Raw genomic sequence first — 16,301 nt, 5'->3', positions numbered from 1 at the left:
ATATCAACGTAATTATTTCCAATTGTTCCTTTTTCTATGTAATGGGAGAAAGATAGTAGCTTTTGATTCTCAAATACAACTCAAAAAAAGTTATAATTGAAAATAAGTAGATTTCACTAAATAAAAATCAACTAGAAAAAAGCATAGTTATTAAGCGGAATATCGGTATTATACACCTATTTATCGTTGTTTTAGATTGTGAATTTACCCTAGATTATAATTATTATAAAAAGGTATTGATTTTTATTTTATAGATGCTATTATAATATACATATTCAAAAATACTCCCAAGAGGTGATCTAGTTGACTACTAATAAATTAACAACAAGTTGGGGAGCTCCAGTTGGAGATAACCAAAACTCAATCACAGCTGGCTCAAGAGGACCAGTACTAATCCAGGACGTACACCTGCTAGAAAAATTAGCGCATTTTAATAGAGAACGTGTACCTGAACGTGTTGTTCACGCGAAAGGTAGTGGAGCACACGGTTATTTTGAAGTAACGAATGATGTATCTACATATACAAAAGCAAAGCTTTTTAATGGAATTGGCAATCGCACTCCTTTATTTATCCGTTTCTCAACAGTTGCTGGGGAAAATGGCTCTGCTGATACAGCGCGTGATCCACGTGGTTTTGCTGTTAAATTCTATACAGAAGAAGGAAATTACGACATCGTTGGAAACAATACTCCAATTTTCTTTATTCGTGATGCGATTAAGTTTCCTGATTTTATCCATACACAAAAGCGCCATCCCCAAACACACTTAAAGAACCCAACAGCAGTATGGGATTTCTGGTCTCATTCTCCTGAGTCTCTACACCAAGTAACTTGGTTAATGGGGGATCGTGGGATTCCTGCAACATGGCGTCATATGCATGGATATGGAAGCCATACCTTTAAGTGGACAAATGCGGATGGTGAAGGCGTTTGGATTAAGTACCATTTCCGCACTGAGCAAGGTGTGAAGTGCTTAACGAACGAGGTTGCAACAAAACTTGCTGGAGAAAATCCGGATTATCATACAGAGGATTTGTTCAATGCGATTGAAAAAGGGGACTTCCCTGCTTGGAAGCTTTACGTGCAAATCATGCCATTGGAGGATGCGAATACATACCGTTTCGATCCATTCGATGTCACGAAAGTATGGTCACAAAAAGACTATCCGCTAATTGAAGTGGGCCGCATGGTATTAAATCGCAACCCTGAAAACTATTTTGCAGAGGTTGAACAAGCGACATTCTCTCCTGGAACTTTAGTACCTGGTGTTGATGTATCACCTGACAAAATGCTTCAAGGTCGTCTGTTTGCATACCACGATGCACATCGCTACCGCGTTGGTGCGAACCATCAAGCATTACCAATTAACCGTGCAAGAGTGGACGTGAACAACTATCAACGCGACGGTCAAATGCGCTTTGATAACAACGGTGGTAGCTCAGTATATTACGAGCCTAATAGCTTTAGTGGTCCAAAAGAAGCGCCAGAAGCGAAACTGCACGCATTCCCTGTTGAAGGCATTGCGGACAGTGTAGCTTATGATCAAGATGATCACTACACACAAGCTGGTGACCTTTACCGCTTAATGAGCGAGGAAGAGCGTACCCGTCTTATTGACACAATAGTGGCTTCAATGAAGCCAGTGGAGTTAGAGGAAATCAAGCTTCGTCAGATCAGCCACTTCTACAAGGCTGACCCAGAATACGGAACCCGTATCGCAGAAGGTCTTGGACTAACAGTACCTGGTGAAGTTGTAGCAAAATAAGTTTCGTTTCATTTTATTCTCACATAGTATAGGTATCCTCTATTCGGATACCTATTCTTTTAAAAATCAATAAAAGAGGTTGTTACTCATGCAAGAACTCATACCCTTTTTAAAAGAACGCGGATTACGCATTACACCTCAACGAACATTAATCTTACAGACGATCCTTTCCTTAAAAGGCCATCCAACTGTGGAGGAGATTCATCGTCAAATCCCACATATTAGCCTTGCCACCATTTATAACAATGTCAAACTGTTTGTTTCACTACGAATTTTAAAAGAACTGCCATATGGCAATGGATTGAGCAAATATGAGCTTACCAATCAACCAAATCACTACCATATTTTATGTGAAGCATGTGGGGATATTATTGATTTTAACTACCCGACGCTTACTCAAATTGAGGATGTTGCGAACAAGCTTACCCAGTTTAAAATAAACTCACATCAGATGGAAGTGTACGGACTTTGTCAATCGTGTCAGAGAAAAGAAGGTGATGATTAAGATGCCAAAACAAATATGTCCAATATGTAAAACGGAAATCAAAATTCTCAAACATAGCACAAGCTGCAAATGCGGGATGAAACTAAAGAATACCAAAACCATTCTTGCGGGATAGAATGGATCCAAAGCGCAAAAAAGCACACCCAATAAGGTGTGCTTTTACTTATACTTTTAAGAACTTTCGAACGGACATTAAGCTTCCCCATACACCGATAAATGCCCCAATAAGAAGCAGCAGCCCCGTTACTTGGAATGCAAATGGATTAAATGGCAATAGCTCGAGGAATGTACCACTCAATTGTGGTTGAATCAAATCATATAAGAAATTATAGAATCCGAGGATGATCCCAATTGGAATGATGGAACCAAGAATTCCAAGGAACAAGCCTTCTAGGAAAAATGGCCAGCGAATAAACGCATTTGTTGCCCCAACTAGCTTCATAATCTCAATTTCTCTTTGTCTTGCAAAAATCGTTATTTTAATTGTATTTGAAATTAAGAACATGGCGGTGAAAAGAAGACCAATGATGAGCCCGATTCCAACGTTACGTGAAACGCCAACGGTACTAAAAATCTTTTCGACCTTGCCTTTCCCATAATTTACACTATAGACATATTCCATTTTCTCAATCTGATCGGAAACCTTCATGATATCTTGTGGTTTCTTTGTTTTTACAACGAACACATCACGAAGTGGGTTGCTTTGCTCGTATAATTGAAAAACTTTGCCGTCTTCACCAAAGCTTTCAATCATTTCTTCAAGTTCTTGTTCTTTAGATGAAAATGTCACTTCTGAAACTTCAGGTATGTTTACAATTTGCGCTTTTAAGGCATCTTGTTGTTCCTTTGTTGACGTTAAGTCTGTGAGTACACTGATACGGACATCTTTTTCAAGTGATGTCGCCATGCTGTTTAAGTTCATCATGATGACTAAAAATACACCTACAAGGAGGAGGGTTACGGTCACGGCGCTGACAGATGCGAATGTCATCCATCCATTACGCCCGAGGTTTTTTGAACTTTCTCTAAAGTGACGGCGGAGTGTGTTAAGCTTCATAGCCGTAATCACCCCTTACTTCATCACGCGCAATTTTTCCACTTTCAATCGCAATTACACGTTTTTTAACAGTATTTACAATTTCACGGTTGTGCGTTGCCATAATGATGGTCGTCCCACGGAAATTGATTTCTTCAAAAATATTCATGATTTCCCATGATGTTTCTGGGTCAAGGTTACCAGTAGGCTCGTCCGCAATGAGCGCACCTGGAGAGTTTACAATGGAACGTGCTATCGACACACGTTGCTGTTCCCCACCAGATAATTCATCTGGTAAAAATCGTGCTTTATGCTTAAGACGAACAAGTTCAAGCACGTCCATCACACGCTTCTTGATATTCTTTGGGTTTTCTTCAATTACTTCAAGTGCGAATGCTACGTTTTCGTATACAGTCAATCGCGGTAAAAGCTTGAAGTCCTGGAATACAACCCCAATATTTCTCCGTAACAGGGGAACTCTTTTTTCTTTTAATTTAGCAAGGTCGATGCCATTTATGATGATTGATCCTTTAGTTGGCTTCTCTTCGCGGTACATCATTTTAATAAACGTTGATTTCCCCGCTCCACTTGGACCAACGACATACACAAATTCACCTTGATCGATTTTTACATTTATTCCATTAACGGCCATGACGCCGTTCGGATACTTTTTATAGACATCCTTCATTTCTATCATTACGAATCACCTATTATCGTTTTTTTATCACTCTTATTCGGGTATTAAGACCTATCACATATTGTGTGGACTAATTAGTAATCTATTAAATGGAAATAGAAGCGCTCATGTCCCTTCTGAACATACTTGCGCCCCTCTTAAGCTATGCAACTAGAAATTATAAGACAAAATCAACTAGATTTCATTACCTTTTTCATTATAACATCATTATTCGTCAAAAAACGACTAAAAATATTACATTTTCATTTCATGGTAGTTAAGGTGCGATAGAGATAGGATTCAAGTGGGGATGTGCAAATATTGGTAGTGAGGAATGTGGTATTCTCTGGATGTAATTTACATACTTTTTCCAAATTAAAAGCCTTCCGGTTCATCCGGAAGGCCTACATACTAAAAATATTATTTTTTCTCAGCTAGCCATTCAGCAACTGCGTCTTTTTCTTCACCTTGAATGATCCCTTTTGGCATTGCGCCACGTCCATTTTCGATGATGTCAGCAATTTCGTCTTTAGAATATTTAGATCCCACGTGTTGAAGATTTGGGAAATTTCCAGCACCTGCTAGGTCTTTACCATGGCATGAAGCACAGTTTCTTTGGTAGATTTCCTCTGCATTTACAGCAGTAGCACCGCCGTTATCGCCTGCTGGCTCGTTAGCTGCATTGTCGTCGTCCCCACCACCACATGCTGCTAGAGCAAAAACAAGCGCAGTTCCTAGTAAAAATCCAAATAGCTTACGTTTCACAGAATTTACCCCCTGTAATAAAATTTTCCATTATACAATTTCTATTATACCCCTTTTACGCTCTTTTAAAACCCTCTCCTACTACCTCTGCAGCGTCCATAACGATGACAAATGCAGTTGTATCAACACTTTGAACCACTTGTTTCAATTTTGTGAACTCTTTTTGGTCAACCACACACAGTAGCATAGGACGCTCATCATTGGTGTATCCCCCATAGCCCGAAAGCTTGGTTACCCCTCTGTCCAATTTGTCAAAAATCTCCTGTCTCACTTCATCCTGATGGTTCGTAATAATGAGAGCCATTTTTGAATTACCTAGACCAACCTGTACCAAATCAATTGTTTTGCTTGTGACAAAAAGTCCAATCAATGCATAAAGTCCACTCTCAATATCGAACACAATCGTAGCAGTTACCACAATCAGACCATCGATAAAGGCGACACATTTTCCTAGGGAGATTCCTGTATACTTGTGAACAATTTGAGCGGCAAGGTCTGTCCCGCCTGTCGACGCATTACCCCGGAATGTGATGCCGAGTCCTAGGCCTACTCCGCTCCCACCGAATAAAGCACCAAGCAATGGGTCGAGTGTTACAGGTTCCATATTTCTCGAAAGGTAAACTACAAATGGTAGAAATAGAGTGCCAATTAACGTTCGGGCACCATAAACCTTTCCAAGAAAAATGACACCTGCGATAAATAGAGGGATATTAAAAGCCCATTGAACATAGGCAGCTTCCCAACCAAAGAGGGAGTACAGGATCGTGCTAATCCCACTAACACCGCCAGAGGCTACCCTGTTCGGTAATAAAAACAGATTGAAAGCGAGAGCCACCGTGGCTGATCCAAGCAGTATATATATGTATTCCTTTACCTTTTGAAGTGTTGGATGTACTTCGTGCTGACGTTTTCTTCTATTCATGAAAATACCTCCGTTTATTAGCCTATGGCAGTATATCATGGGTTCAAAAGCAAGTAAACGCCAACAAAATAACGTGGTAAAGCAACAAAATATACACCTACAAGATTAGTTTGTAACGAGGTATGAATAATTATTACAAAAATGAACATGAAAGCGAAAAAAGAGCCATCTCAGACTCTTTTTTCGTCGTGTTTATTTACGAAAAGTCCAAATATCTGAAATTGTTCGACCCGTGTATTTATCTTCGGCTACAGCGTACCATGAATAGGAACGGCCTTTTTCTAACCCTTTCCATACTACCTCAGCGATTTTTCCACTTTTCGCCTTGTCAGTGCCGATTACATGGCCCGTGTAGACATTTACTGAAAAGTAATCGGTTGCGACTCGTTTTGTGACTGGTGCTAAATCCATATCAATTACAAATTCATCTTTTTCAGGATACGCATCTGGGTTGTAGTAATAATAATCATCAAGATAAGGGGAATACGTATTAACCACAATGCGATTATTGTCTTGATCAAAATGTAACAGTCTCATAAAGCCTTGGCCACCCTCAGGTCCTGCCTGGTAATCAGCTAGCATTTGGGTCACAGTACGATCTGGTACACCATCTCCGTTATCATCAATTTCATCTATTAACGTTTGTGCCTCATGGTAATGACCACTCAACACCATGATCACATTTTTATTTGGAACCACAATTTCGTTATAGAGCTTGTCACCTAATGGATGTCTAGTGCCTGTCGCAAGTAAGTATTCGTGGAAGCTTAAAATGGCCTTGCGATCCGGATGTGCAGCTAGCACATCATTTACCCACTGAATACCTTCATCCGTTATTCCCCAACCGAGGTACACCATAATATAATCATTGCCCCCCGTTGAAATTAAATCATAATGACCGCGATTATTAAGGTAGGAACCACCGTAATAAGGTTTATCCTTAAATCGATTTTCCCCAAAATATTTATAGAACTGGGAGTAATCATTACTCACTTGATCCACATCATGGTTTCCTGCGAGAAATCCATATGGGATGTTATTGTCATCAAGTACCTTCATCGCTCTATCGGCGTTCTTCCATTGGTAGTCCTGTGATGATTTATTCACTAAATCACCGGTATGAAAGACATATTTAATTTTGAGCTTCTCCTTCATTTCGGCAATCCATTCTGTTTGTCGATCAAAAATATACGGATAGCTCTCTGAATAAAATTGTGTATCCGACATCCAAACGAAGGTATAGTCATATTCATCTGGTGAGCTTGGAATTTCATCTTGGACAATTACATTTATTTTCGAATCACGTACAAAGTCGCCCACTCCAACTTCACCGGTGAGTTCAAAGTCCTCTTTTCCCGCTACCTTATCGTCAATTAATGTCCATTTTTCTGTATGGTGGTTCCAGGCGTACATCGAAACCTTTCTACCCTCAAGTGAATTCCCTTTCCATAAAAGCTCGATACGGTCTTTATCGTCAAGTGACGCATCTACTGTCACATCAAATCGATGATAAGGGAATTGTGTATCCGAATCAGATACCAAATACTTGCCATCTGCTTTTGAAACTAGTGAGTTATCCTCATTCGTAAACGCTGTTTCCCCTTCAGGAATCATTTCTTTCGGCGGCTCAAAGTCCCCTGCATTTTTAAAACCTTTTACACCTGAATTCACATCGTATTGATACGCCTCATAAAACGTGACATCTAACTGATCCTTCGTTGGGTCTTTTACTTTTACCTGTAAAACCGGGTCACCGTCAACCTGAGCATTTGCTTTAGGTGAGACCAACTCTGGCTTCAATGGATTTTCATCAGCAACTTCAAAATGAAAAACCTCTTCTTTTTGATTCCCTACTTTGTCCGTTGCCACAACCTTAAGCTCATGTTTCCCACCCTCAAGCTTGGAGGACGCTGTTTCATACGGAACTTGAATTTCCTTGCCATCTAAGGTGACTGTTACTTGGTCAACCCCTGAAAGCTTATCCTTCACATCAACATCAATCATAAAAGCACCTTTGTATGCTTTCTTTTTCAAATTCGTTTTTATATCAGGTGCGGTGTTGTCAACTAAAACCTCCGCGCTAACTTCTTCATCTGCATCCTTAACGAGGACCTTGTGCTTTTTATCTTTTACAGAGGTCGTATCCCACTTATAAGTAAGCGAGTGTGCTTCCTGTTCAGTAATCGTAAATGTAAAATCAACGAATGGATTATTGTCGTTCATTTTCAGGATCCGTGCTGGATCACTGTAGTTCGGGTCCTTGATCACCGTTCCATCTGCAAGAACTAGACGTACATTTCGTAGATCATAGTCATCACGGTTTTCTGCGGATTCTAGATCAAATGGTGATGCCTTATTGCCGGAACGAACGGTTATCGTCGTATCGCCAACTGGAAGTCGCTCTGGTTCGATTGGAATGCTGAAGGTTTTCCATTGTGTGAGCCAATCTTTATCCATGACATATAAAACTTCTTCACCCATCGTAACGGCGTTTTGGAAATACGTATTCAGCCCATTTACCTCAAAAGCAAAATACGCCGTGTGTTCAAGGGACGGGTAGATGCCCTCCGTTACTTCCTTGCCATCAATCAACAGCTTCATTTTATCTGGTGTGTCTACTGCGGAAGTCGCCTTGATGATTTTTTCCCCACGAAGCATTTCTTCATCTTTTAGATTGAGTCGCAGGCTTGAGTCATCAAGATCATTTGTAATGGTTACACGATAGCTCTCACTTTTTACTTCATTTGTTCCATCAGAAACAACAAAGTAATAATCCACATACTTATGTCCAATCAAATCAGGTGAATAAATGGTGTGATGATAAAGGAGATCATCGTAATTCTCTTGTAAAATTCCCTCGCTGTATTCATCCTGATGATCAATTTTATAGTACAAACGAACAGATTTGACTTCCTTGTCGTCTGTTACGTTTGCGACAATATTGATATTATCCTTCTGGTTCACTTCTGTGGTTTTCGTCAGATTGTCAATCGTTGGCGGGACTGTGTCTGCTTCGATTTGGACAGGCTGACTTGGTACTTGGAAGCCTTCAACTCTACCTGGAGTCGCATCCAGGATGCCCACCTTTTTTGAAAGAGTGGATTTATCCGTTGGATAGAGATAGACGATCCCCTTATTCGCAAAGGTATCATCTACGTTCGGCTCATCATTGTAATAAGCGACCGAAATCTCTTTATGTGTGTTCGTTCCAATCACTAGTCCACGCATGCTGCCATTTGCCATCCCATCGCTATAAATGCGAACGATATTCTTGTTTTCAACCAAATTAGAGCCATAGTTTGCGTTAAAATCAGCGACGGTTTTCTCACCGTTTTGCGTATTGATAATCCATAAGACAAGCGTTTCCCCTGCTGGAATCACCACATCCTCTGGGACGGACGGCCAGACAACATCGGTTCCTGGGTCTGTACCGTATCTGTAGTACATTTTATAATTTTTAAAATCAATGTCTTCACTGCTGTTGTTGTAGATTTCGATGAATTCATAGCCATCAGCTGACCCCACATTCGTTGAATCAGGGACAAGCTCAGTTATAAGCAAAGGCGGGACTTTTGAAAAATCAACCTCTGACTGCACGACCTGAATCGTGTATTCAGCGGTTTTTTCTGTGTTTACACCGTCACTTGCTTCGAGATAATAGGTGATATCCTCAAATACATGAAAATTCGGGATTTCTGCTGAATAGTTTTCATTGTTTGGACTTATTGGTAACGCCGTGAAATCCTTCGTGTCACCGCTTTTATAAAAAAGCGTCACTGATGGGATAGTGATGTTATCTGTTACATTTGCCTCGATCTGAACTGGCGTCAAAGGCTTGCTGCTTGTAACAGGTGTATGTTTAATCACGGGTGCTTCTGTGTCCTCAGGAACATCCGGAAGATTAACCGGAGTTTCCGGAACCTGTGCTTGCTGAATATCACCTGGAGTTGGCTGTGCGAGCACTTGGTGCTTCACCATTTCCGTTCCTGAAAGCGGATATTTATATTCGACAACAGCCCCTGCGTTATCCGTTTCCCCCGCTAGATAGCTAGCAGAAATGATTTCAGCTCCTTGGTGATTTTTGATGACGATTGCACGGTTGCCGCCATTTGCAAACCCAGGGAAGGTGTCCGTAAACTGGACGACTTTTTCCTCAGGTAAATTGGTTCCAAAATTCGCGTTAAAATCAGCTAGTGTTTTGTTGCCATTATTAAACCAAAAAACTAATGTTTCCTGCGGTTCAATTGTTGTTGCCGGGATTTGAAAGAGCAAGTCTTTCCCTGTGTCGGTATAACGATATGTAAATGTGTAATTTGTTAATGTTTGCGGTTGATTGGTGTTGTTGTAAAGCTCAAAATACTCGTAATAGTCGGTTCCAGCCCCCTTTGAGTTCGGTGATATTTCAGTAATAAGAAGATGTTGAAGCTGATCCGTGTTCACTTCAGTTGGTTGTGTTGCCTCGCCAGTTGGTGCCGGCGGAGTTTCCTCCTCAATTGTTGTGTTGTCTTGGGTTGGTGAATCTTTTTCAGTTGTTGCGTCTTGAGTTGGTGGTGCCTCTTCGGTCGTTGTGTCTTCTTGGGTTTGTGGCATCTCTTCAGTTAGCGATTCTTCCTCGGTTTTAGGCTGTTCCTGAGTCGCTGGGTCTGTCTGCGCTTCAGGTTCTTCGATTGCCTCAGTTTCAGTCTGGTCGGTAGGTTTTTGTGGAGGCGATTCCTCCCCAAGATCTTCAGATTGTTGGCTCTGTGTCTCCAGTGCTGAATTGATCGACTGTTTTTCCTCCGCAAATACCATTTTCGGTCCTAATGCAAGACTTACATTGGACAGTAAAATGGTAAGGGTGAAAAGGACAATCAATCCTTTTTTCAGCTTGTTTCTCACTCGTTTCCCTAAAATCATCTCGCGTTCCTCCCGCAATTTTTATCCTTCATGTAAATCTTATCTGTACTCTGTTAATAGCTTGTAAACTTAAGGTAAAAATTATAATAAAATTGGAAGGAATAGGAACTAAGACTCATATTATGTTGCGTTAATAGTTCCTATTTACTACTAAAAAAGACGACTGTAAAAGTCATCTTTGGTTTCGGGTTATGATTTTATACCTCCACTGAAGCAGCCACTACTCCAACGGTGTCTAGCATTTCGTGCCATTGCTCGTATGTTAAGGCATGATTTGCCTACGTGGGCACAATTATTGACTATACTTACCCTCACTCCAATGGTCGCTTGACTGCGAGGGTATGATTAACACTTTTTCATACCCTCACTTCTTCCGTGCTTGAATATGAGGGTACGATTAACGCTTTTTCATTCCCTCACTCCTTCGAGCCCTTGACTGTGAGGGTACGATTAGCGCTTTTTCATACCCCCAATCCTTCAGTTGTTTGACTATGAGGGTACGATTAACGCTTTTTTATTCCCTCACTTCTGCGGGGGCTTGACTATGAGGGTACGATTAACGCTTTTTCATTCCCTCACTTCTGCGGGGGCTTGACTGTAAGGGTACATTACCACTTTTCACATATTCAACTACAAAAATATCCCATGTAATGTCGCTTTGATAATGTAGCAAATTAATGTATAGGCCTATTCTTAGTAGGAAAAGTGTGATAATAGAAAACAGGCATCCGCCCAACAGCGAATGCCTACATTTTTGTTACATATCCTTCTCATCTCTTCTGCGGATAATATTGCGTCGGAGGGCCACAGCACCTGCTGCTGCAGCACCGACAAGTCCGACCATCGTGCCCGCAAATAACGTTTTATTCTCGTAAAACTTAACGAGTACGCTTTTTTCAACGATTTCGAATTCAACGATTTCATTATTTTCGTTCCCTGCGTCGTCAAAAGCTAACACTTCAACTTTGTATTTATTGATATCAGAAAGTGTAACAGTAACCACTTTCGTACCGTTTACCTCTTTTACATCGCCAGTGAAGAGTTCTCCGTTGATTTTTACAGACTTAAGTGAATCACTTGGGTTATCAAGACTAATTGAAAGGGTCACCGGGTCCCGATATGTTTCGTTTTTCTTCACACCCTCAAAATTCACTTTCGGCGGCGTTTTATCAATAATAAACTCCACACTTAGTTGCTGAATATTGCCTGCTTTATCCTTCACCTCGAAGAAGAGCACGTGCTTTCCTTCTTCCTCAATTGGGTCGCCTAAGTTATAAGGCTGACCATTCAAGGTTTGTGAAATGATATCATACGCATTTAGATCCTCAATCAACAGCTCTGGAAGCAAGCTTTCCTTGAAATACTGTTCTGAAATAGCTTCCTTAAATTTGATGACTGGAGCTGTTTTATCAATTGTAAATACGATTGTTCGAGATGACACATTGTTTGCCAAGTCATAAATCTCGGCTTTTAAAATGTAATCTCCCTCATCGCTTAACTGCAACCCGTTCACAAATGGGCGGCCATTTAAGGTAACTCTCGTACGACTTGTATCGAGATAGCGATCTGAATAGGTAACAGTCGGCATTTGATTCTTGTTGAAGAACCCGTCGATTACCCCTGTAATATTCAGCGTCGGCCTAGTCGTATCAAGGATAAAACTAATATCTATCGTTGATTCATTTCCTGCCTTATCTCGTGCAAGAACACTATATTTGTACGTCATTTCAAGTGAAGCCGTTGGAATTCGGTCTGTCACATTTGAACCATTCATCGTTACGGAAACAATGGTATCGTCAGCTTGGTCAAGAGCAAACTCCGGTGTGAATACTTCATTAATATATTCGCCATCCTTGATCACACGGCTTTGACCTTTAAACTTAGGTGTGATAACTGGAGCTGTTTTATCGATTGTAAAAGCAATCTGGTTGCTGAACTGGTTGCCCGCCTTGTCAATCGCTTCAACGTTGATGACATAGTCACCTTCCTGACTAAAATTATGGCTGAGTCGTGCTGTTTGATTCGCTACCGCAAATCCCCCTGCATTGTATCCTCGACCATTTCGTGTCACGGTAATCCGATTCACATCAAGGTTCACATCACGAATCACTACATTAACTGGCTTATCGACATTATAATGTGCTGCATTTTCAACACCGGTAATTTCGATAGTCGGTTTTGTTGTATCAATTGTAAATGTCTTGTTCGCAGCAATTGGACCGTTACCCGCTTTATCCTCTGCGCTAATCGCGACTGTGTACAAGCCATCATCATTAAAATTGTAGCCTAGGCTTGAAAGCTTATTTTTGTTTTGCCATGTCCCGATGTTAAATACCTTGCCATCCTTTGTTACAGACAGCAGCACATAGTTAGTACCAAAATTCAACTCATCAACAGAAACGGTTACCCGCTTGCCAGTTGGGTTGAATGACTGATGATCGACACCGTCAATTTTCACAACCGGATTGGTTTTGTCGATGATGAACGCAATTTCGTCATGTGTTGTTTTGTTGCCCGATTTGTCAGTTGCATTGAAGTTTAGGACATAGCTGCCTTCTTCATTAAAATTATAATTTAAACTTGCAGTTCCACCAGATTTCGTAAGTGAACCCACATCAAATGGTTTACCATTTTTAGTCACGTGTAATGAAGTTCCAGCGAGATTTGTATCGCTCGCTATAAACTCTACATTTCTATCAGACTTATAATTCGTCATGTGAGCTACACCATTGATTTTCGTTACCGGTGGGTTCTTATCGATCGTAAATTTGATTTTCTTTTCTGCACTATTTGTAGCATCATCTTTTGAATGGATAGTTAAAATATAATCCCCATCATTGTTAAACGGAATATCATATGAATATATATTATCTTTAGATTTTATCCATTTATCAATTTTATACTGGGATCCATTAATATCTACACTTACCAAGTCTTTGTTAAAATTTAGCTCTTTAATTTTAATTGTTGCTGTTTGGCTATTACTGTAGTAACTACCTTCATCTATTCCAACAATCTCTATTTCAGGTTCTTTATTATCTACTGTAAATTCTAATGTCTTTTTAACCGCACGATTAAGAGCTTTATCTTCAGCATTTACCTCAATAATGTAATTTCCGTCTTGATTAAATGTGTGTGATAGAACATAACCCTCTACTTCGTTGTTCCATTCTCCAAATTCCTTATAACCTTCACCATCTCTAGTAACAATAACGTCCACTTTATTTGTTTTGTAGTTTAGTTCATTAACTTTGATTCTAACTTGTTTGCCTTTTTGGACGTAAGAGCCGTCCTTAATATCTGTATCGATTTTTATCTCGGGAGGCGACCAGTCAAGCGTAAACAATATTGTTTGGGTACTGGTATTTCCATTATAATCGGTTGATTCTAACAGAAGTGTGTATGTCCCTTCTTTGTTAAACGTGTGAACATACTCCCCTCGTACCAACCATAAAATTTGATCGAAAAATGACCAATCTTCATAACCAACTTCTGTTTCTTCTTTTTCCGAACCATTTATCCTTGTAATTTTTAACTTTGTCAGTGTTGGGTTTAATGAAAAGTCCTTAACTTTAAAAGTTACTTCCTTCTCGGTTTCACTATAATGTTGATCATTTTCAACACCTATAATTTCAAAAGATGGTTTTTCATCTTTATCAATAATAACTGTCAAATTATACTCATCATTACTATTGCCTGCTTTATCAGTACTAGTAACGATAATGTCGTATACCCCGTCGTCTTTAAATTCGTGTTGAACCGTTGCTACATTCCCATTTATTTCAGGATTATATTTTGAGATTTCGGAACCATTTTGGTTAATAATTACTTCAGCACTTTCAAGATAATCATCAGTAATTGATACTTCTAAATTCTGTGGTCCACTAAATACTTCCCTATTAATAACATCTTCCCAAGTAGTATTTTCTCCATCTTTTATAGGTTTCTTTACATAGACTTGAGGCTTCATGTCATCTATTGTAATGGTAACTGGTTGATTTTCATATGATATTTGATTTCCTGCACGGTCTGTTGCACTTAAAGATATCTTGTATATTCCTGCTTCTGTAAAAGTCGGTTTTGCTACAACTTTAATCTCAGTTTCATTCTCAAACACTAGGTTGAAATTGTCGTTATATTGTTCTGCTCCTTTATAAATATCTAAATCTATATTTTCTGGATTAAGGGTTACATCTTCAACCGAGACTATCGCACTTGTATTTGGTTTGTAGTACCCTCCATCCTTGATACCTTCAATAGTAAGTGCTGGTGGTGTTTTATCAATAGTAAATTGTAGTTGCGTATTTGTCGTATTACCTGCTAAATCTTGTGCAATGAGTTGAATCTTATAATCTCCCTCGGAAGTAAAACTCAAGTCTTTATATAGATCATCATTCGTGAGTTTCTCATTTTTATCTGGACCAGTAACTATTACTTCAGTTTTACTTAAATCGAGATTTTTATCTGTTTCTTCTAGCTTGATATTAGTTAATTCTTTATATGCCCCATTATCAATTACATTTGGTAATGCCAATTCTGGCGGGGTAGTGTCTATTGTAAAACTATTAACTGTTAATGTTTTTGAGCCCTTCCTATCCTCAACAATAATTTTTAAATTATACACACCTTCTTCTGCTATTACTAACGATGCTGTTTTTCTTTTAATTGATAATTTTTCTGTTTTACCATTTCCAAAATCCGCATATGCATCGTTAATCTTTATATCATTGTTAACCTTTACTTCCACATTTCCTGAATAAAAACCTGGGAAATTTGTTTCTGGCAAACTTATTTCTGGATCTTGTTTTCGTAAAGCAACCTTAAATGTTTCATTAGTTACATTCCCTATATTATCTACCGCTGAAACTGTAAATATATAATTTCCTGTTTCATTAATAAATTTATTTGGAGATAAGGTATTTCCAGTTTCTCCATCCACATCCCAAACACTTTTGTCTGATAGAATTTCTTCCTCAGTTCCTTCATCCTTTTTTTGTTTAACTACTACATTATTTAATGTAAAATCTTCTCCAATAATTCGAAATCTAATATTTGTGTCCTGTTCAAATAATTGTTCTTCAAGAAGCGGATCAAAAAGTTGATACTCTCCGTTTTTATCTAAGTACTCAGCTACAACTGTAAGTGGGGTTACGTCCCTCTCTATCGTAAAATCTGTGTTGGCTTCTGTAGGGATTCCCCATGCATTACCTGAAAAGTCAATTTTGATTTCAAGATTCCCATCAACATTGGCTGAGATAGGAAAATCCACAAGAAACTTTCCTTTTTCTCCTTCTAATTCACTTTCTGAGTAATTAATATTACCTATCTCAGTTCCATTATAAGTAGCAACAACATTAAATGGTCTAGAAATTGTGGTCTCCGCAAGCTTATTTTCGTCGTTTAGTTTTTTTACATATGCTTCATAATCTTTCCTTAAATCCAAAGAAAACTCAATATTACTTGAGTTCGTTTTCCAGGTAGGTTCACTCACTTGGTCAGATATATTCCAAGTCTTGTTTTCAAAAGTAACAATACGCTCCGGTGGTGCATCCGAAGAAAAAACTGTTAAATTCAAAAACAACACCGACAACACCAGCACAATCGCGATCGGGATCCAGAAAACCGATTTGTTTTTTCGGTAGCTTTTTGAGATCATTGCTATCACTTTACTACGCTCCTTTTTTATCAAATGCGCCTTGGCGTATTTGCGCCCAGATTTTTTCGAGCCTGCTCGAAA

General features: G+C 39.3%; 8 protein-coding genes. 2 read left to right on the top strand and 6 right to left on the bottom strand.

What is annotated here, in order from left to right; all coding sequences use genetic code 11:
* Positions 1 to 303 precede the first annotated feature (303 nt).
* Together katA and E1I69_RS11270 are read left to right on the top strand one after the other, a co-directional pair.
* Positions 304 to 1,764: a catalase KatA gene (gene katA, locus E1I69_RS11275; protein WP_136379714.1), complete on the top strand. Its 1,461-nt coding sequence runs from the start codon at positions 304 to 306 to the stop codon at positions 1,762 to 1,764.
* A gap of 88 nt (positions 1,765 to 1,852) precedes the next feature.
* Complete coding sequence (locus E1I69_RS11270; protein ID WP_136379713.1) at positions 1,853 to 2,269, top strand: Fur family transcriptional regulator; 417 nt, start codon at positions 1,853 to 1,855, stop codon at positions 2,267 to 2,269.
* A 163-nt stretch (positions 2,270 to 2,432) separates the two neighbouring features.
* Here E1I69_RS11270 and ftsX read toward each other — a convergent pair whose 3' ends face one another.
* The 6 genes from ftsX to E1I69_RS11240 form a co-directional block, all read right to left on the bottom strand.
* Entirely contained in the window at positions 2,433 to 3,326 is an 894-nt protein-coding gene (ftsX, locus tag E1I69_RS11265; protein ID WP_136379712.1) for a permease-like cell division protein FtsX, read from the bottom strand.
* Positions 3,316 to 4,002: a cell division ATP-binding protein FtsE gene (ftsE, locus tag E1I69_RS11260; RefSeq protein WP_136379711.1), complete on the bottom strand. Its 687-nt coding sequence runs from the start codon at positions 4,000 to 4,002 to the stop codon at positions 3,316 to 3,318. Before ftsE ends, ftsX begins: the two co-directional genes overlap by 11 nt.
* Before the next feature lie 399 nt (positions 4,003 to 4,401).
* Entirely contained in the window at positions 4,402 to 4,746 is a 345-nt protein-coding gene (cccB, locus tag E1I69_RS11255) for a cytochrome c551 (protein ID WP_136379710.1), read from the bottom strand.
* A 55-nt stretch (positions 4,747 to 4,801) separates the two neighbouring features.
* Positions 4,802 to 5,668, bottom strand: a complete 867-nt coding sequence (locus E1I69_RS11250) for a YitT family protein (protein WP_136379709.1) — start codon at positions 5,666 to 5,668, stop codon at positions 4,802 to 4,804.
* Positions 5,669 to 5,860: 192 nt separating this feature from the next.
* Positions 5,861 to 10,564, bottom strand: a complete 4,704-nt coding sequence (locus tag E1I69_RS11245) for a lamin tail domain-containing protein (RefSeq protein ID WP_136379708.1) — start codon at positions 10,562 to 10,564, stop codon at positions 5,861 to 5,863.
* 757 nt (positions 10,565 to 11,321) lie between these two features.
* Complete coding sequence (locus tag E1I69_RS11240; RefSeq protein ID WP_242634582.1) at positions 11,322 to 16,220, bottom strand: Ig-like domain-containing protein; 4,899 nt, start codon at positions 16,218 to 16,220, stop codon at positions 11,322 to 11,324.
* Positions 16,221 to 16,301: the final 81 nt, after the last annotated feature.

It is taken from the genome of Bacillus timonensis, assembly GCF_004799755.1.
Taxonomy (GTDB): Bacteria; Bacillota; Bacilli; order Bacillales; family Bacillaceae_L; genus Ferdinandcohnia; species Ferdinandcohnia timonensis_A.
This window is presented reverse-complemented; position numbering and strand designations above follow the sequence as displayed.